Here is a 17397-nt window from a genome sequence, read left to right on the forward strand (position 1 = left end):
TCAGTTTACAATCGCGTCTACCGCTTCCCTTATCTTCCTGGCTACTTCTTCCATAGCTGCTTCGTTCGGATACTTTTGCCTGGGCCAGAAGAAGCCTCTAAGCCCATCTCCTCTCCTTCTAGGAACGACGTGTACGTGCAGATGTGGAACGCTCTGGCTAATTTTGTTGTTTATTCCCACGAAGGTCCCCTCAGCCTCCATCGCCTTAGGTATAGCCTCAGAAAGGGTTCTCACGGCTTTGAATAAAGGTAATACAAGATCGTTAGGCAGATCTGGCAGAGTAACATAATGCTTTCTAGGAATGACTAATACGTGCCCTGGGAAAACAGGCCTTATATCAAGAAATCCAAGGCAGAAATCATTAGCATACACTATCTTAGCATTGGATTCGCCACTGCTTATAAGACAGAATTTGCATTTGGTTTCTGTTCCCATAACTACTTCCAATTCTCGATAGTCTCTATCGCTTTGCGTGCAGTCTCTTTACAGTCCTCTGCATACTCTTCAGCATCATGTAACCTTTCTTGCAAGGCATCAAGATCAGTAAAGGACATCTCCCTACGCTGCCCTTCCTCAAGCTTCAGAAACACTGATTCCAAAATCCTAAAGGCTTCCATCAGTAGATCATGGGATCTTTCTACGCTTGCTATCAATTCTTCTGCCATTACATACACCTCCAAAATGCAGCAAATTTAGCAGTAACAGTACCACTGTAACAGGAGAAGTGGCAAATATCTTGCTTCTTCTAGGGTCACGAATAACTTGCGATCTGGAACTAGAAATGATTAGGGATGTAGCTTTAAGGGATAAGAAGCCATGGGGATGGAACAAGACTACTTTCGAGAGGTGGCAAATACCGTAGTCAAAAAGATTGGTAGTCTGCTAGATCAACAAGTTATAGTGGCAGATGATCGGGGCTGGGTAATAGCTAGTACGGACAGAAGATTTATGGGGAAGAATCTCGATACTAGTCCCAGCCGCCGTATGCTTCACCAACTTAGAGTGCCGATAAAAATAAGAGATAAGTGCGGGCAGTTGATGATTATCGAGTCCAACAAGCCTTCTGTGCCTCCAAGGATGGCGGAGGCTCTCGTGGAGATGGTGATCAATCAGATAATGCTGGTTGAAAGCCTTCCAAACCAATCCGATCTGAAGAACAAGCTGATATATGATCTTCTGCATGGTAATTCTAGCGATGAGACCTCAATAATCAGGCAGGCTCAAATCTTGGGAATGGACTTAAACTTGCCACGAGCTGTGCTGCTGATAGATGCTTCCAAATACATCCTGGGGGGAGATGATAGACAATTACAGCAAAAGGTGAACACTATAATAAGGAGCATTGTAGACTTCTTTATGTTGCCCTCGGATACGATATGCGGCTATATAGGCGAGGGGGAAGTCGTAGTGCTCAAAGCCAGTAGCTCAAGGGACCTTGCCAACTGGTTGCGACCGAAAGAGAAACTAGATACTAGTCCTTCTTCATGGGCAAATTTGGCGGCCTTAAAGAGGGCGGCTAACGCATTATTGTCTAAGTTACGATCTGAGACAAAGCAACCCATTACTATAGGGATCGGAAGATACCATCCTGGTATACTGGGGCTCACTGCTTCCTATCAGGATGCTCGCGCAGCGCTCTCGCTTGGGCTTAAGTTCTATGGTCCTAACAAGGTCCACTGTCTGGACAGCCTTGGCATACCAGCATTTGTCGGCATATCAGATGAACGCACAAAGAATGATTTGGCTACACATCTACTTAAGCCTCTTGAGAAATACCCAGAGCTGATGCAAACTCTCGAGGTATTCTTTGATGAGAATTGTTGTCCCACAAGTGCATCTAAAAAACTCTGCATACACAGAAATACCTTAACTTATCGCCTCGATAAGATAGCCTCCTTGACAGGGCTTGACCCTCGTGACTTTGATAGCGCTGTCCAGCTGAGGCTTGCACTCACCCTCAAGGCTTCCAGCAGAAACGAATAGAAGCACCATTATGCATTCGCACAAAGCATTCTAATATGCATCTTGATACTCTGTGCATATGCACGATGCAGTAATACATCTGTACCTACTAGGATTATCAGCAGGAGACAGGAATGACCATAAGTATCAATAACTTACTCCAGAAAAGACAGGAAAAACTAAATGTGGCCATAAACCAGCTCATTAGAGATTCAGAGTTGCTAGAGAGCGTGGCCAACACACTAATCCAAAGCTTGTGTTCGAATAAGAAGATCCTGATATGTGGGAATGGTGGAAGCGCCGCGCAAGCACAGCACATGGCAGGAGAGCTGATCGGGCGTTTCAAGAAGAACAGGGCTCCTATAGCAGCCTTAGCCTTGGGCACTGATATGGCTACGACTACGGCTATAGCTAATGACTTTGGATATGAAGAAGTATTCCTGCGACAGGTCGATGCTTTAGGCAATGATGGAGATGTGCTGTTGATCCTTAGCACCAGTGGAAATTCGCCTAATGTGCTTGCAGCTGTTAATACGGCCCGCAGGAAAGGGCTCAAAACAGTGGCATTTACAGGCAAGAAGCCTAGCAAGGTAGAGGATCTGGCAGACATTGTAGTACGCTTCCCAGCCGAAGAGACAGACGTCATACAGGAACTACACTTACTAGCCATACACATTCTATGCGAGGTTGTAGAAGAGCACTTATCCAAAGAGGTGGTTGATGGGCAATAAAGCAGTATTTCTAGACCGTGATGGCACGCTAGTACATCCAAGACATTATCCTTCCAGAGCAGAGGACCTAGTACTCTACCGAGGCTTGCCGGAAGAGATGCGAATCCTACAGCAAATGGGATTCAAACTAGTTGTAATCACCAACCAAGGAGGCATAGCTCATGGCTACTTCACGGAGCGGGACCTAGAACTCATGCACACTAGCCTCCAAGATCAGCTCTCTGAGTTTGGAGTGCGTATAGATGCTTTCTACTACTGTCCGCACCATCCAGAGGGAAACTTAGCCCATCTGGCTTGTGAATGCGAATGCAGGAAACCAAAACCAGGAATGATATTGCAGGCCGCCAAAGATATGAATTTGGACCTGTCGTCGTCATGGATGGTAGGCGACATACTCAACGATGTAGAGGCGGGCAGAAAAGCTGGCTGCAAGACTATCTTGGTAGACCTCGGTACTGAGTCTAAGCCTAGCAGTCCGGATAGAACTCCTGATTATGTCGCAAGAACCACAAAGCATGCCCTCCAGATCATCCAAAGCCTGGAGGGGCAAAGAAAAGACGTCGATCTTGACTACATTCCTTCTTCCTGGAAGGCAGCTGTGTAGCCCGAGAGTCCAGCAAGGAGCTCCAAGATGCTGAAAGTAGACATTGTAAACAACTTCCATAAAGTTAGGGCGCTGGTAATTGGAGACGCGATGCTCGACAGCTACCTAGAGGGCACAGCAAGCAGGCTATGTTCCGAGGGCCCAGTGCCGGTAGTAACTAAAAGTGGAGAGGAAAGGGTCCCTGGGGGAGCTGCCAATACTGCTTCAAACCTCAGAGCTCTTGGAGCGCAGGTTATGTTTCTAGGATTTGTGGGCAGAGACGCAAATGCTGCCTACCTCAGGACTGCCCTTAGAAGATACGACATCGACGATGGGTGGCTGGTAGAGGACCCTAATATTTCCACCATACACAAGATGAGGATATTAGCAGACGAGCAGTACGTGGTCAGGTTCGACGAGGGCGACACGACCAATTACTCGAAATCCTCCAGGGAGGAGCTACTATACAAGTTGGAGCAAGCACTAACGAAGTGCGACGTAATTGTAGTATCAGACTACAGCTATGGAGCTGTATCTGAAGATGTAACATCAGTAATAAAGGACTTTCGCAGGACCCAAGATATACCCCTCCTGGTCGATTCCAAGAACATTATTTCATACGGCAAGGCTAGCGCGACCTTGATAACGCCCAACCATCATGAAGCTCGAGCTGCTGTTGGTCGACCAGCAAGTATCAAGCCTCCTGATATTGAGGAAATGATGGGTATAGGCAAACAACTCCTTGACTGCATGGATTGTCAATTTATAGCCATCACAATGGCCAGCGAGGGAGTACTACTGTTGGGGCAAAAAGCCGAACCTCTCCATATACCGGCCTACCCTATTCCCAAAGCCAGCGTTGCTGGTGCAGGGGATTCTTTCCTGGCAGCAACAGCTTTGTCGCTTGCTGTAGGGGCTGATATTGCAGAGGCTACTCGCATAGGGGTCGAGAACGCTAGGCTGGCTGTGCTCAAGCGGAGGACTGCCGTAGTAGAACATAGAGAACTCCTCCTTAGGATGAGCACTCTAGATAGACAAAGCGACCAGCCATATGAATCTCTTATCGCAGAGCTGGAGGCAGCACGTAGAGAAGGCAAAGTCATAGTTATGGTCAATGGGGTTTTCGACCTGCTCCACGCTGGACATGTAAACCTGCTTAGGAAAGCCAAAGAGCTTGGTGATCTATTGGTAGTAGCCATCAACTCCGATAAAAGCGCTCGCAGACTCAAAGGTCCTAACAGGCCAATAAACGATGAAAGACACCGGCTGGAGCTTGTAGCTTCGCTAGAGCCAGTAGACCATGTAGTGCTCTTCGACGAGGACACCCCTATACAACTGATCAAGACGATTAGGCCTCATGTGCTTGTCAAAGGGGCGGACTACGAGGGACAGGAGATTCCAGAAGCTCCAATACTTCAGGATATAGGTACTAAGCTTGTTTTAGTTCCTCTCACGGAAAATTACAGTACATCCAGCTTGATAGAAAGAATCCTCAGTTCTGCTCCCAATCAACAACTAACAAGCGAGGTCATGTAGACGTGAGTATAGATTGGCTTCAAGCCAAGAGAATACTAATCGTGAGGCTGGATAACCTTGGAGATGTGGTCCTGGCCACTCCTGCGATAAGAGCGATCAAGGAAACTTTACCTGAATGTCAAATTACTCTCCTGGCCAGCCCAGTAGGAGCACAGGTAGCCGAAGTCAACCCAGATATAGATTCCGTGATCATCTATAGCGCACCATGGATGGACCCCTGGCAGAGACTACCTCAAGACAGTGCACGAGAGATGAAGATAATAGAGCAGATAAGAAACCACAAGTTCGATGGAGCGATAATCTTCACCTCTTATCATCAAAGCCCTTTGCCTGCTGCCTACTTGTGCTACCTGGCAGATGTACCCCTCAGGCTCGGATCCACTAGCGACGGGGCAGGGTCCCTGCTCACTACCAGGCATAAGCCACCAACAACGCTTATACACGAGGTGGAGAGAGGACTCGAGCTTGTATCAGCCGTAGGATTTTCGGGCACCCAAGATGATCTGGTAATAGAAGTTCCCTCTGCATTTAGACGTGCAGTCCGTGGATGGCTTGAAGATATGTCGATAAAGTCTCCAGAATCACCACTCGTAGTGATTCATCCAGGCTGCAGTATGCCTGCACGCACGTACCCATGGCAGTCCTATGCGCAAGTAGCTGATCTCATCAAGATTGAGATGGGAGCAGAAGTTGTCTTTACTGGAGCAGAAACAGAGCTGGACTTGCTTACACATATCAAGAGCCGCATGGCAACAGAACCTAAGCTCTTCTATGGCAGAAGTCTGCCTGAACTTTGTGCATTGATCGAACATGCAGATCTGGTCATTACCAACAATACTGGACCGATGCACTTAGCAGCGGCTCTAAAGACACCTGTAGTAGCCCTATTCGCATTGACCAACCCTCCAGAGCAGTGGCGTCCTTGGAAAGTTCCTCATAAGCTTCTATTCCACGAGGTTGACTGTCGCATCTGCTACTCTCGCATATGTCCCTTTGAGCATGAGTGTCTCGCCCCGGTGTCGCCTCAAGAAGTACTACAGGCTTCGATAGATCTGCTACAAGGGTCAGCCCAAAGGAGGATCGCATGAGCAAGTGGCTAAATGTCAAAAACCTCCTAGCTGTTCGATTGGATAACATAGGCGACGTCGTAATGACGGGACCAGCGCTACGTGCGATAAAAGAAAACCTGCCCGAGACGAAGATCACCATGCTGCTCTCTCCCGGAGGAGCTAGTGCCGCCCCATTACTACCTTGGATCGATGAAGTTATAGCGTGGAAATCTCTTTGGCAAGATCTAGGAGATCTGCCTTTTGATCCCGCTAGAGAGCTTGAATTAGTAGAAAAGCTTCGAGAACATGCCTTCGATGGAGCGATAATCTTCACCTCCTTCAGCCAGGATCCGCATGTTCCTGGTTATGTTTGCTACCTGGCTGGAATCCCACTGCGTGCAGGTGAATCCAAGGAATTCGGAGGGAGCGTGCTCACACATGAACTAAAGAGCGTCCCCGACAACGTCCATCAAGTCGAGAGAAATCTCAGGCTAATAGAGTCTCTAGGGTTCAAAGTAAGAGATCGCAGTCTAAAGATATTCATCGATGAAGAAGCATCTCTATCTGCCCATGAAAAGCTAGGATCAATGGGCATCAGAGTCGATGAAGGGTATGTGGTTATCCATCCTGGTGCAAGTGCAAGTGCTCGCAGATATCCCGTGGACAGATTCGCCGTGATAGCTCAGGAACTAACCAGGAAAGGCATACATGTGGTTGTAACTGGTAGTGATAGGGAGCGTCTTTTGGTAGAGGAGATCGCAAATGCCGCACCGGAAGTCAAAACCCTGGTAGGGGTCACCTCACTATCTGAATATGCAGCAGTATTGAAGATGGCTAAGGCCGTGATATGCAATAACACCCTCCCGATGCATCTCTCAGATGCGCTAAGAGTGCCAGTTGTAGTTCTTTTCTCAGGCACAGATGAGGAGAGTGCCTGGGGACCAAGAGATACCAGAGCCCTACTAATGAGGAAGCCTACTCCTTGCCACCCCTGTTATCTATTCAAATGCCCTATAGGCCAGCCCTGCTTAGACATACCAGCTCACGAGGTCTCCAAGGCCGTATTGAGGATCATCTCGTAATTCAAAACGGAGATCAACATGAATCATCCAGTTGCACTCGACAACATAGAGAAAATAGCGATATTCAGAGCGTTGTTTCTAGGCGATCTGTTCTTTACTTTACCTGCATTCCGAGCACTAAGGGAGAGGTTCCCAAACGCTGAAATAACCCTTATAGGATTGCCCTGGGCAAAAGAGTTCGTATCTAGATTCAGACATTATCTGGACCGGTTCCTCGAGTTCCCAGGATATCCAGGCATCATTGAGGTGGATGTTAATCCCACCAGAACTCAAGAATTTCTTATACAGGCCAGAGACTACGGCTACGACCTGGCTATCCAGATGCAAGGCAATGGAACAACCAGCAACGGTTTCGTTGCCGAATTAGGTGCCAGAATAAGCCTAGGACATGCCGTCAATGGAGACGACAGACTGACGATAAGTATCCCTTTTACCGAGAGACCAATCAAAAATGAGATATTGCGATGGCTAGATCTCGTAAGCCTGCTAGGTGCACACAGCACGCCAGACCTGGAGTTCCCTATATATCCACACGAAAGAGCTCGAGCCGAAGAGCTAATCCGGCCCGCCCTGTATAACAACGGTCCCATAGTCGGCATGCACATGGGTGCTAAAGAAGACATCAGGAGGTGGCCGGCACAGAGGTTTGGAGAGTTGGCAAAGATCCTAGTCAAGCTTTTTGATGCCACCATAGTACTTACTGGAACTTCCCAGGAAATAGGGCTTTCAAAGGAAGTAGAAGCAGCTGTTGGAAGCAACGTAGTCAATCTTATAGGCAAAACAGATTTAGGGACTTTCGCAGCGGTAGTATCCTCGATGGATCTTCTAGTTACCAACGACACAGGAGCCTCACATATAGCAGCAGCCACTAGCACACCCAGCGTAGTCCTATTTGGGCCCACCACACCTGAGCAATTCGGGCCCATAAACCAGGATCTACATAAGGCAGTGAAAGCTTATGAGCACGTGCAATCCTACAGTGGTAGTCCTCTATGGGAGCTACCGGTTGAACCAGTGCTGGATGCATGTATCTACATGCTCCAGAACTACTACGTAAAACCATCTACAGCATTTTGAGGTGTTTCTAGCGATGCGTAGATACAAAATACTTTGTTGGCACATACATGGTAGCTATCTGGACGCTTTGGCACAAATAGACCAAGATTGGTACCTTCCAGTAACACCTGACAGAGGTGAAGGCTATGGTGGTAGACGTCCAGGAATGCCTCCATATGTACGCGAGGTACCAGCAGAAGAAGTTAGGAACCTGGACTTGGACATAATAATATGCCAGACTCCCAAAAACTTTTACGAAGATATCCCTGCGATACTTAGCCCCGAACAACAAAAGTTACCTAAGATCTACCTAGAACACAACTGTCCGCGCCAGCATCCCACTGATACGAAGCATCCCATAGACGACCCTAATGTCCTTTTGGTACATGTAACCCACTTCAACAACCTTATGTGGGATAGCGGTAGAACGCCCACTATGGTTATTGAGCACAGCGTGGCTATCGACCCCTCCATAGAGTATGTTGGCGACCGAGATAAAGGTATAACCGTAATCAACGAGATGAAACGCCGTGGACGTATCTCGGGCTACGACATCTTCTGCAAGGCTCGTGAAAGCGTTCCTTTGGACACTTGTGGCATAAAGAGCGAGGAGATAGGCGGACTAGGGGACATCAAGTACCGAGATCTGCATCGCTTGATGGCAAGATATCGCTTTCTGTTCAGTCCCATGAGGTACACCAGCTTGCCACTGGCGGTAATAGAAGCCATGACCATAGGTATGCCTGTGATAGCACTGGCCACCACGGAACTACCTACTATGATACAGAACGACTACAACGGCTACGTATCTTGTGACGTCGAGTTCCTTATAGACAGAATGCTATTCCTTTTGAACAATCCCAAAGAGGCAAAAAGACTGGGGCAGAATGCAAAGTGCACTGCACAGGAGAGATTCAACTTAGATAGGTTCAGGAGGGATTGGAATAAAGCCTTCGATCTGGTAGCTGGAGGTCTATGATGCACTTAGCTGAGCGACCAAAGGTTGCATTTATCAGTGAGCACGCAAGTCCAGCGGCCCTCCTTGGAGGTGTAGATGCAGGTGGGCAAAACGTGTACGTGGATGAAATAAGTCGTAATCTAGGAGCAATGGGCATCAGTGTAGATATCTTTACTCGTCTGGACTCTCCAGAATCTCCAGGGGTGCGGAACTGGAGTAAAGGCGTAAGAATTATAAACGTGCCAGCGGGACCAAAACAGCACGTATTCAGAGACGATCTATGGACTCTTATGCCAGAGTTCACCCGAAACATGCTGGATTTTATCAAGCGCAATAACATTCGATATGACCTAATTCATAGTAACTTCTGGATGTCTGGCTGGGCAGCTACCAAGCTGAAACATCGGGCTAACATCCCAATGATCCATATATTTCACGCTATGGGTAAGACTAAGCGCAAACACCAGGGAGATATGGACACTAGTCCTACAGAGAGGATTACTATCGAGCAACTCGTAGCTTCGGAGGCGGACTACCTGATAGCCCAGTGCCCCAGCGAAAAGCTGGAACTAACCGAAGATTATGGAGTGGATCCTGCAAAGGTAGTAATAATCCCTTCAGCAGTCAACATAGAGAGGTTCCGCCCAATAGGTAAAGAAGCTGCGAGAACACTCATAGGACTAGATTGGCGAGGCCCTGTAATTGGGTATGTGGGACGCATCATACCCAGGAAGGATGTTAGAAACATCGTACTGGCACTTCATAAGGTCATCACAAACAAACCAGATCTCAATCCATTGCTAATGTTAGTAGGTGGCGAGACTAGAGAGCCCGACCCTAAGGCAACCCCTGAGATCGGAGTTCTCCAATCTATGATCTTGGAGCTGGGGTTGCAGGATAGGGTTATATTCATAGGCAAGAGACAACCTGATGAGCTCTATGCCTACTATTCAGCCGCTGACTTAATAGTTACAACTCCTTGGTATGAGCCATTTGGATTAACACCACTTGAGGCTATGGCCTGCGGTAGGCCGGTAATAGGCTCTAATGTGGGAGGAATAGCTTTTACCGTATCAGATGGTGAGACTGGCTATCTTGTGCCTCCTAAGTCACCGGAGACGCTTGCCGCTCGCATCATAGAGCTCCTCGATAAAGATGATCTCAGGGAACGTATGGGCTCTAACGCCAGACATCGGGTGGTGAAGTTGTTTACCTGGGAAAGAGCAGCGGAGCTGACGGCCCAGTTGTACGTAAAAGCACTAAGCAAGAAACTTCACATCGCGAACACGGACTACAGAAAGGAGTCAGATTATGAATACAGATAGAACTCATATCCGCACGGTTATTATTACAGGAGCTGGAAGCGGCCTAGGTGAAGCCACAGCCTGCACCTTTGCTCAAGATGGGTTCAACGTTGCATGCCTAGATATCAATGAGCAAGCAGCTCAAAACGTCGCCAACAGACTGAATGAGAATGGAGCAAAGGCCATTGCTATCCGATGTGATGTATCAAAAGAAGATGACGTATTCAGTGCAGTCCAAAAAACTTTCGATACCTTCCAGAGGATAGATGTTGTGGTCAACTGTGCAGCTGTGGACCATACACTCTCTGTCAGCGACATGACTATAGCACAATGGGACCAGGTCATATCAGTGAACCTTAGGGGTCCTTTTTTGATAGCTAAGGCAGTGCTCCCAATTATGAAGAGTCAAAAATACGGACACATCGTCAACATAGCATCTACTGCAGCCACCAGGGCTTGGGCAAACGCCGCCGCTTATCATGCATCCAAATGGGGACTCAGAGGTTTCAGCAGAGCTCTAGGCGTAGAGGGACGTCCAGACAACATAAGGGTTACGAACGTTATTCCAGGAGGCATGAAGACTCACTTCTTCGATAGATTCGTTGAGCAAGGAATCCCTATGCCAGATCCTGCCAACCTGCAGGACCCAGCAAATGTGGCCAAAGTCATACTCTTTGCGGTCAACATGCCTGAAGAGTCCTGCATGCAAGAGGTCATAGTTACACCACTTACCGAGACAAGCTGGCCCTAATCCTTATAGCTTACGAGACCTTAGGTTTTATGCAAGAGACTATATTTTCAAGAGCACCATTTAGAATAAGCTTTGCTGGCGGAGGTACAGATCTACCGGAATACTACGAAAAGTACGAAGGGGTCGTACTTAGCACTGCCATTGACAAGTATTGCTACACGATCCTGCGACAAAGCTTGGATGACAGCTTCCACTTGAAGTCTGCTATCGATGGGATAGTGTGGGAGTGTTTCCAAGGCATACCTAAAATATACACTGAAGATAGGCTGGCCATACAGAAGTCAGCCATTGCAACGTGCTACGAAGGCAAGCAAGCATTAGATATCTTCACAACCTCTGAGATACCTAGTGGCACTGGGCTGGGATCTTCAAGCGCACTGGCCGTATCCGTGCTGCAAGCGCTACTTACATCATCCAATGTGCCCTACAGTAAGTATGATTTAGCCGAAGCAGCATGTAGACTTGAGATCGATGTGCTTAGATCCCCTATAGGCAAGCAGGACCAGTATGCATCGGCCTTTGGGGGACTAAATCTTATCTGGTTCTATAGGAATGAGACTCTGGTTGAGCCCATGCAAATAGCCCCTGAAAGGCTACGTTTGCTCGAAGATAATCTTCTCCTGTTCTATGTCGGAGGTACACGTAAAGCCTCTGAGATTCTAAGAGAGCAGAAACAAGCGACGCAATCAAACATGCAGACGCTAGACCACCTGCACCAGTTAAAACAATTGGCTCTAGATATGGCAAATAGCCTGCGTAGAGGCCAAATGAACGAATTTGGTTCAATGTTGCACCATGCATGGGAGCTTAAGAAGGGCTTATCTGACAAGATCTCTAACCCACACATAGATGAGATCTATCAGCTCACACTCAAACTAGGAGCTCTGGGAGGAAAGCTAGCAGGGGCTGGTGGTGCTGGCTTCCTAATGCTCTACGTGCCGCAGACTAGCCAACCCAAGATAAAGGACAAACTAGAAGCCTTCGGCGTTCGCGAGATGCCCTTTAGTTTCGACTTCGAAGGAGCTTGCTTACTTAAGTCAGGCTGGTTCATCGTAAGGAGCAATCAAAGATGATTGATACGATCAAGGATTACTGGAACGGTATAACTGGATCAATACGAAAAGTTGATCTCAAGGCTATCGAAGCAGCGGCCTGGGAGATAATCTCATGTCATAACAGCGGCAACAACATATACATCGTAGGTAATGGCGGGAGCGCTGCTACGGCTTCGCACTTTGCATGTGACCTGTCCAAAGGAGCAAGAGTTCCAGGACAAACTCCTTTCAGAGTATTATCACTTACAGATAATATGTCCTTGGTTACTGCCTGGGCTAATGATTCGTCCTTTGAACACGTATTTGCTGAACAATTAAGACCAATGATCAGGCAAGGGGATCTATTGATAGTTATCAGCGCAAGCGGCAATTCTCCTAACGTAGTCTTTGCTGCCCAGGTAGCAAGGGATTTGGGAGCAAGGGTATTAGGACTTACAGGCAAAGATGGGGGCAAGCTGCGGAACATAGCAAATCTGACAATTACAGTGCCTACCGAGCATATTGAGCAGGTGGAAGATGCACATCTAGTCATGGCTCATTGTATATGCTTCTCAATTAGGGAATATCTTACTAACAAAACTATCAAAATAGAGGATAGCGCTTTGCAACAGGTATTTCAGGCCAACATCTGATCCCCGGGATCACCCCCAATAGACACAAAGCTCCATGGGTGGGCTTTAAAGTCCCACTTTATAAAAGGGGCTAGCCAAAAACAGCAAAATTTCTTAGAATGCGGCTTGCAAGGGAAAAAGTCCTGCTTGCCTTTTTACCCGCAATGGGGCAAACATCAAACATGAAAGGAGGAGGCTATGGGTAGACCAGTAACTCTCTTCACTGGCCAGTGGGCGGACCTTCCCCTGGAAGAGCTGGCTAAAAAGGTAAGTCAATGGGGATACGATGGGTTAGAGTTAGCCTGCTGGGGAGATCACTTCGAGGTCCAGAGAGCCCTCAAGGAGCCTGATTACGTACAGTCTAGATGGGAAATACTGAATCACTATGGTCTCAAATGCTTTGCGATAAGCAATCACTTGGTAGGGCAGGCAGTTTGTGATCCCATAGATTCCAGGCACAAGGCTATTTTGCCTCCACATGTGTGGGGTGATGGAGACCCAGAAGGCGTCAGACAGAGAGCTGCACAAGAAATGATGGATACAGCTCGTGCAGCTGCCAAGTTCGGAGTTACCCAGGTAAATGGCTTCACAGGTTCACCCATCTGGCATTTACTCTACTCCTTCCCACCCAACGATTTCAATGAGATTGAAAAGGGTTATCAGGAATTCGCCGAGCGCTGGGGACCCATTATAGATGTATTTGAACAGGAAGGTGTAAAGTTCGGACTTGAGGTACACCCTACCGAGATAGCTTATGACTTCGTAACCACCAGGAAGGCTCTAGACGCGATAGGCAATAGGGAAGGGTTCGGGATAAACTTCGACCCCAGCCATTTTGCCCATCAGTTTCTCAATCCTGTGGACTTCATAGAGGAGTTCGCTGACCGCATCTACCACGTGCACATCAAGGATTCCAAGAAATTCCTAGATGGCAGGAAGAGCATACTGGGATCGCATCTAAACTTCGGTGACAGGCGAAGAGGCTGGGACTTTGTCTCTCCTGGACATGGAGATGTTGATTTTGAGGCTATGATAAGAGCGCTGAACCGCATAGGCTACAACGGACCGCTTTCCGTAGAATGGGAAGACTCAGGCATGGACCGTGAGTGGGGTGCTCAGGACGCACTAGCCTTCGTGCGCAAGGTAGACTTCCCAGCTTCTGCTGTGGCTTTTGATGCAGCTTTCGCTCGAGAATAAATTACACCTAACCAAAAACTCTAGGGAGTGCGAACATGTCTGAACAAGTAGGCTTCGTGACCATGGCTGGCCAAAGAGCTACCTCCAAGGCGCCAGAAGTAGGTGTAGGTATGCTCGGCTATGCATTTATGGGCAAGGCCCACACTAATGCTTTCAAGAAGCTGCCATACATAGTCTATCCACCACCAGCCATTCCCAGACTAGTGGCTATAGCTGGTCGAAATGAGGAGGCAGTCAAAGAGGCCGCTTCCAGGTACGGCTACGAAGGTTACTATACTGACTGGCGTCAGATGCTTGACGACGATCGTATCCAGCTATTCGATAACGGAGGCCCGAACTATGCCCATGCCGAGCCTTGTATAGCGGCAGCACAGAAGGGCAAGCATATCCTGTGCGAAAAGCCTCTGGCACGAAACGCCCAAGAAGCTAAGGCGATGCTGGATGCGGTCAATCAAGCAGGCGTCAAGGCGATGGTGGGCTTTAACTATAGATTCGTGCCAGCAGTACGCCTGGCTTATGAAATGATTAAGAACGGCGAGCTAGGAGAGATCTATCACTTCAGGGCAGTGTACCTCCAGGAGTGGATCACAGATCCAGAATTCCCGTACATATGGAGACTAGATAAGGAACTTGCAGGCAGCGGTGCGCTGGGAGACCTTGGCGCACATATAATCGACCTTGGCCGTCATCTGATCGGCGAGGTTAAGTCCGTGATGGCCATGACCAGAACCTTCATTCCAGAGCGCAACGACCCCGAGACAGGTCAGCGGCGTAAGGTAGAGGTGGATGATGCGTTCGAGGCCGTAGTAGAGTTTGAGAACGGAGCTGTTGGCACCCTGGAGGCTTCCAGGTTTGCTACAGGTAGAAAGAACCACCAAGTGTTCGAGATAAATGGCTCCAAGGGATCTATAAGGTTCAACTTGGAGAGATTGAACGAACTGGAAGTATACCGGACCGATGCTCCTAAGCATACTCAAGGCTTCACGGATGTACTCGTTACAGAGAGCTATCATCCCTTCTGGTCCAACTGGTGGCCTCACGGCCACATAATCGGTTGGGAGCATACCTTTGTACATGAGATAGCTCACCTCCTAGATTGTATAGTGAACGATAAGGACATAGCTCCTTACGGGGCCACCTTCGAAGATGGTTACCGCAATGCAGTGATATGCGATGCAATTCTTCAATCCGCTGAGGAGGGCAAGAGGGTAGAAGTAACCTTCTAGATCATTGCAGCACAAAGCATATAGGAGTAGAGGGGATGGCGAGGTCTCGCCATCCCCTTATGGTAACTAGAACTTTATTGTGGAGGGCCTATATGTTCGACCTATCAGGCAAGGTAGCTTTAGTTACAGGTGCAAGCAAGGGCATTGGGCAGGAATTGGCAATCGCACTGGGCAAAGCTGGTGCTGCCGTGGTAGCTAATTACCATACAGATCGCAGAGGAGCGGAGATCGCTGTTGAGAAGGTACTGGAGGCGGGAGGCAATGCCGTAGCTGTACAGGGAGATATCTCTTCTGTAGATCAATGCCGAATGCTGGTCAGCAAGACCGTAGAAACTTTCGGGAGGATAGATATAGCCTGTTGCCATGCAGGAATAACGAGCTGGGGCAAATTCCTCGACTATACCGAGGAAGCGTTTGATGCTGTGGTAAACACCAACCTTAAAGGAACTTACTTCACCGCTCAAGCTGCCGCCCGAGAGATGATCAAACAGGGAGGTGGTGGGAGGATAATCATCACGTCCTCCGTTACGGGCAACCAGGCGGTGCACTACCTCTCAGCTTATGCGATGACCAAAGGGGGACTGCAGATGCTCACCCGTAACCTCGTGTTAGAGCTATCTCCTTACGGGATCACCATAAACGCTGTAGCACCGGGGCCTATAGTCAACGAGCGTAACCTGCACGACGACCCTGAATACGAAACTAAATGGGCCAAAGTTGTACCTATGGGGAGAGCTGGTTATCCTAAAGATGTAGCCTCTGCTGTACTGTTCTTTGCATCAGATGAGGCCGAATGGATTACAGGTACAGTGCTGCTCGTAGATGGAGGATGGACTTGTTACAGTCCAACACCCGACTTCGAATTCGTCGAGCGAGAGGGAAGAATAGGAACAGGATAATAGGAAGCCTTAAGAAAGGATCACTAAATGGTTGCACAAAAAATAACCTTTACTTTGGCGCTGATTCTGGTGCTGCTAGTAACTGCATGTGGTGGCGAGCAGCAATCGCCAACTTCCACTCAAACTGTAATCTCTCCTTCTCCATCAGTTGCTCCCACTTCCCCAAGCGCTAACAATCCCTCATCCACCCCAACTCCAATAGCAGCTTCACAGAGTCCCCCAACACCGGTAGCTACGGAGGAAACGACCAAACCTAGCCAAGAACCCGCCAAGGAAACTACTCCAAATCCGATCCCTTCAGCCACCCAAGAACGCGAAGTCAATCGCAACGTACGAGTAGGTATTAGACAGATCGCATCAGGATTCGACCAACCTCTATTCGTCACCTACGCCAACGATAACAGCAACCGTCTCTTCGTGGTTGAGAAGGGCGGGAAAATAAAATTCCTGGATGGTCGGGTTTTCTTGGATATTACTAATAGGGTAGGTTCTGGTGGATCCGAGCAGGGGTTGCTGGGCTTAGCTTTCCACCCGAACTATAGGGTGAACAGGAGGTTCTTCGTAAATTACACCGACCTTAACGGCAACACGGTAGTTGCAGAGTTCAGAGCCATAGACAATGGTAGAAGAGCAGACCCCAACTCTGAAAAAGTCATACTAAGACAAGAACAACCAGCTGCCAATCATAACGGGGGCATGTTAGCCTTTGGGCCCGACGGCTATCTATACATAGCACTAGGAGATGGAGGGGGTGCTAACGACACCTATGGCAACGGGCAAAATCTGAATACCCTCCTTGCAAAGATCCTCAGGATAGATGTAGATCGAGGTAATCCATACTCGATTCCTAAGGATAATCCTTTTGTTGGTCGCGACAATGCCAGACCTGAAACCTGGGCATGGGGGCTTAGAAATCCCTGGAGGTTTAGCTTCGATCGGCAGACAGGAGATCTCTACATCGCGGACGTGGGGCAAAACCAGTGGGAGGAAATCAACTATCAGAGAGCTGGATCGAAAGGAGGTCAAAACTACGGTTGGCCAATTATGGAGGGCAGGCACTGTCTATCCTCCAGCCAATGTAATCAGGAAGGGCTTACACTGCCAGTTGCTGAGTATAGCCACGAACTAGGATGTTCGGTTACAGGCGGGTACGTCTATAGAGGAAAGAGATTTCCTGCTCTTAGAGGAAAGTACTTCTTTGGTGACTACTGCACAGGCAGAATCTGGAGCTTGCAAAGAGCAGAAAACAGCAACTGGGTTATGAAGGAAGAAACTGATACGGACCTAAGTATCAGCTCATTTGGTGAGGACAAAAACGGAGAAATATATATCACCGACCTAGCTGGTGGTGGCATATATATGTTAGTAGCCTCAAGCTAGAGGTTTACAAGATTGGG

At 48.3% G+C, this 17397-nt stretch carries 18 protein-coding genes; 16 read left to right on the top strand and 2 right to left on the bottom strand.

All coding sequences use genetic code 11. The annotated features are described in order from the left end of the window. Both TTER_RS00705 and TTER_RS00710 read right to left on the bottom strand, forming a co-directional pair. A complete protein-coding gene (locus TTER_RS00705; RefSeq protein WP_012874098.1) occupies positions 1 to 435 on the bottom strand; it encodes an HIT family protein in 435 nt (144 codons plus the stop codon). 2 nt (positions 436 to 437) lie between these two features. After that, positions 438 to 665: a hypothetical protein gene (locus TTER_RS00710; protein ID WP_012874099.1), complete on the bottom strand. Its 228-nt coding sequence runs from the start codon at positions 663 to 665 to the stop codon at positions 438 to 440. A gap of 157 nt (positions 666 to 822) precedes the next feature. Between TTER_RS00710 and TTER_RS00715 the strand changes: the two genes are divergently transcribed. The 16 genes from TTER_RS00715 to TTER_RS00790 all read left to right on the top strand — a co-directional run bounded on the left by TTER_RS00715 (position 823) and on the right by TTER_RS00790 (position 17380). Continuing rightward, positions 823 to 1983 (top strand): PucR family transcriptional regulator, encoded by a 1161-nt coding sequence (locus TTER_RS00715; RefSeq protein WP_241215207.1) that lies wholly within the window; start codon positions 823 to 825, stop codon positions 1981 to 1983. A gap of 113 nt (positions 1984 to 2096) precedes the next feature. Further along, a complete protein-coding gene (locus tag TTER_RS00720; protein WP_012874101.1) occupies positions 2097 to 2693 on the top strand; it encodes a D-sedoheptulose-7-phosphate isomerase in 597 nt (198 codons plus the stop codon). Beyond that, positions 2683 to 3297, top strand: coding sequence for a D-glycero-alpha-D-manno-heptose-1,7-bisphosphate 7-phosphatase (locus TTER_RS00725; protein ID WP_012874102.1), 615 nt, complete (start codon positions 2683 to 2685; stop codon positions 3295 to 3297). Before TTER_RS00720 ends, TTER_RS00725 begins: the two co-directional genes overlap by 11 nt. Before the next feature lie 27 nt (positions 3298 to 3324). Continuing rightward, the gene (gene rfaE2, locus TTER_RS00730; RefSeq protein WP_012874103.1) at positions 3325 to 4812 is read left to right on the top strand and encodes a D-glycero-beta-D-manno-heptose 1-phosphate adenylyltransferase; all 1488 of its coding nucleotides are present in this window, start codon (positions 3325 to 3327) and stop codon (positions 4810 to 4812) included. A 2-nt stretch (positions 4813 to 4814) separates the two neighbouring features. After that, positions 4815 to 5900, top strand: coding sequence for a glycosyltransferase family 9 protein (locus TTER_RS00735; protein ID WP_012874104.1), 1086 nt, complete (start codon positions 4815 to 4817; stop codon positions 5898 to 5900). Next, positions 5897 to 6943: a glycosyltransferase family 9 protein gene (locus TTER_RS00740; protein ID WP_012874105.1), complete on the top strand. Its 1047-nt coding sequence runs from the start codon at positions 5897 to 5899 to the stop codon at positions 6941 to 6943. The genes TTER_RS00735 and TTER_RS00740 overlap by 4 nt, the downstream gene beginning before the upstream one ends. 18 nt (positions 6944 to 6961) lie before the next feature. Continuing rightward, positions 6962 to 8020: a glycosyltransferase family 9 protein gene (locus TTER_RS00745; protein ID WP_012874106.1), complete on the top strand. Its 1059-nt coding sequence runs from the start codon at positions 6962 to 6964 to the stop codon at positions 8018 to 8020. A gap of 13 nt (positions 8021 to 8033) precedes the next feature. Continuing rightward, the gene (locus TTER_RS00750; protein WP_012874107.1) at positions 8034 to 8978 is read left to right on the top strand and encodes a glycosyltransferase family 4 protein; all 945 of its coding nucleotides are present in this window, start codon (positions 8034 to 8036) and stop codon (positions 8976 to 8978) included. Then, positions 8975 to 10282 carry a glycosyltransferase gene (locus TTER_RS00755; RefSeq protein ID WP_148211858.1) on the top strand — a complete coding sequence of 436 codons (1308 nt, stop codon included), beginning with the start codon at positions 8975 to 8977 and terminating at the stop codon, positions 10280 to 10282. Before TTER_RS00750 ends, TTER_RS00755 begins: the two co-directional genes overlap by 4 nt. Beyond that, entirely contained in the window at positions 10269 to 11012 is a 744-nt protein-coding gene (locus TTER_RS00760; protein WP_012874109.1) for an SDR family oxidoreductase, read from the top strand. The genes TTER_RS00755 and TTER_RS00760 overlap by 14 nt, the downstream gene beginning before the upstream one ends. Positions 11013 to 11041: 29 nt before the next feature. Next, positions 11042 to 12085, top strand: a complete 1044-nt coding sequence (locus TTER_RS00765; RefSeq protein ID WP_012874110.1) for a GHMP family kinase ATP-binding protein — start codon at positions 11042 to 11044, stop codon at positions 12083 to 12085. Beyond that, positions 12082 to 12699 carry a D-sedoheptulose-7-phosphate isomerase gene (locus TTER_RS00770; RefSeq protein ID WP_012874111.1) on the top strand — a complete coding sequence of 206 codons (618 nt, stop codon included), beginning with the start codon at positions 12082 to 12084 and terminating at the stop codon, positions 12697 to 12699. Before TTER_RS00765 ends, TTER_RS00770 begins: the two co-directional genes overlap by 4 nt. A 177-nt stretch (positions 12700 to 12876) precedes the next feature. Then, positions 12877 to 13875: a sugar phosphate isomerase/epimerase family protein gene (locus TTER_RS00775; RefSeq protein ID WP_012874112.1), complete on the top strand. Its 999-nt coding sequence runs from the start codon at positions 12877 to 12879 to the stop codon at positions 13873 to 13875. Positions 13876 to 13910: 35 nt separating this feature from the next. Next, positions 13911 to 15101 carry a Gfo/Idh/MocA family protein gene (locus TTER_RS00780; RefSeq protein WP_012874113.1) on the top strand — a complete coding sequence of 397 codons (1191 nt, stop codon included), beginning with the start codon at positions 13911 to 13913 and terminating at the stop codon, positions 15099 to 15101. Positions 15102 to 15136: 35 nt separating this feature from the next. Next, the gene (locus TTER_RS00785; protein WP_012874114.1) at positions 15137 to 16000 is read left to right on the top strand and encodes an SDR family NAD(P)-dependent oxidoreductase; all 864 of its coding nucleotides are present in this window, start codon (positions 15137 to 15139) and stop codon (positions 15998 to 16000) included. A 27-nt stretch (positions 16001 to 16027) separates the two neighbouring features. Then, on the top strand, positions 16028 to 17380 hold the full coding sequence (locus TTER_RS00790) for a PQQ-dependent sugar dehydrogenase (protein WP_012874115.1): 1353 nt from the start codon (positions 16028 to 16030) through the stop codon (positions 17378 to 17380). Positions 17381 to 17397 lie beyond the last annotated feature (17 nt).

This window comes from Thermobaculum terrenum ATCC BAA-798 (assembly GCF_000025005.1).
Classification (GTDB): Bacteria; Chloroflexota; Chloroflexia; order Thermobaculales; family Thermobaculaceae; genus Thermobaculum; species Thermobaculum terrenum.

Coding starts and splice junctions, on each gene's coding strand:
- TTER_RS00710 (WP_012874099.1), bottom strand. CDS start 665: ATGGCAGAAGAATTGATAGCAAGCGTAGAAAGATCCCATGATCTACTG.
- TTER_RS00715 (WP_241215207.1), top strand. CDS start 823: ATGGAACAAGACTACTTTCGAGAGGTGGCAAATACCGTAGTCAAAAAG.
- TTER_RS00790 (WP_012874115.1), top strand. CDS start 16,028: ATGGTTGCACAAAAAATAACCTTTACTTTGGCGCTGATTCTGGTGCTG.
- TTER_RS00765 (WP_012874110.1), top strand. CDS start 11,042: ATGCAAGAGACTATATTTTCAAGAGCACCATTTAGAATAAGCTTTGCT.
- TTER_RS00740 (WP_012874105.1), top strand. CDS start 5,897: ATGAGCAAGTGGCTAAATGTCAAAAACCTCCTAGCTGTTCGATTGGAT.
- TTER_RS00760 (WP_012874109.1), top strand. CDS start 10,269: ATGAATACAGATAGAACTCATATCCGCACGGTTATTATTACAGGAGCT.
- TTER_RS00770 (WP_012874111.1), top strand. CDS start 12,082: ATGATTGATACGATCAAGGATTACTGGAACGGTATAACTGGATCAATA.
- TTER_RS00745 (WP_012874106.1), top strand. CDS start 6,962: ATGAATCATCCAGTTGCACTCGACAACATAGAGAAAATAGCGATATTC.
- TTER_RS00750 (WP_012874107.1), top strand. CDS start 8,034: ATGCGTAGATACAAAATACTTTGTTGGCACATACATGGTAGCTATCTG.
- TTER_RS00705 (WP_012874098.1), bottom strand. CDS start 435: ATGGGAACAGAAACCAAATGCAAATTCTGTCTTATAAGCAGTGGCGAA.
- rfaE2 (WP_012874103.1), top strand. CDS start 3,325: ATGCTGAAAGTAGACATTGTAAACAACTTCCATAAAGTTAGGGCGCTG.
- TTER_RS00780 (WP_012874113.1), top strand. CDS start 13,911: ATGTCTGAACAAGTAGGCTTCGTGACCATGGCTGGCCAAAGAGCTACC.
- TTER_RS00785 (WP_012874114.1), top strand. CDS start 15,137: ATGGCGAGGTCTCGCCATCCCCTTATGGTAACTAGAACTTTATTGTGG.
- TTER_RS00725 (WP_012874102.1), top strand. CDS start 2,683: ATGGGCAATAAAGCAGTATTTCTAGACCGTGATGGCACGCTAGTACAT.
- TTER_RS00755 (WP_148211858.1), top strand. CDS start 8,975: ATGATGCACTTAGCTGAGCGACCAAAGGTTGCATTTATCAGTGAGCAC.
- TTER_RS00720 (WP_012874101.1), top strand. CDS start 2,097: ATGACCATAAGTATCAATAACTTACTCCAGAAAAGACAGGAAAAACTA.
- TTER_RS00775 (WP_012874112.1), top strand. CDS start 12,877: ATGGGTAGACCAGTAACTCTCTTCACTGGCCAGTGGGCGGACCTTCCC.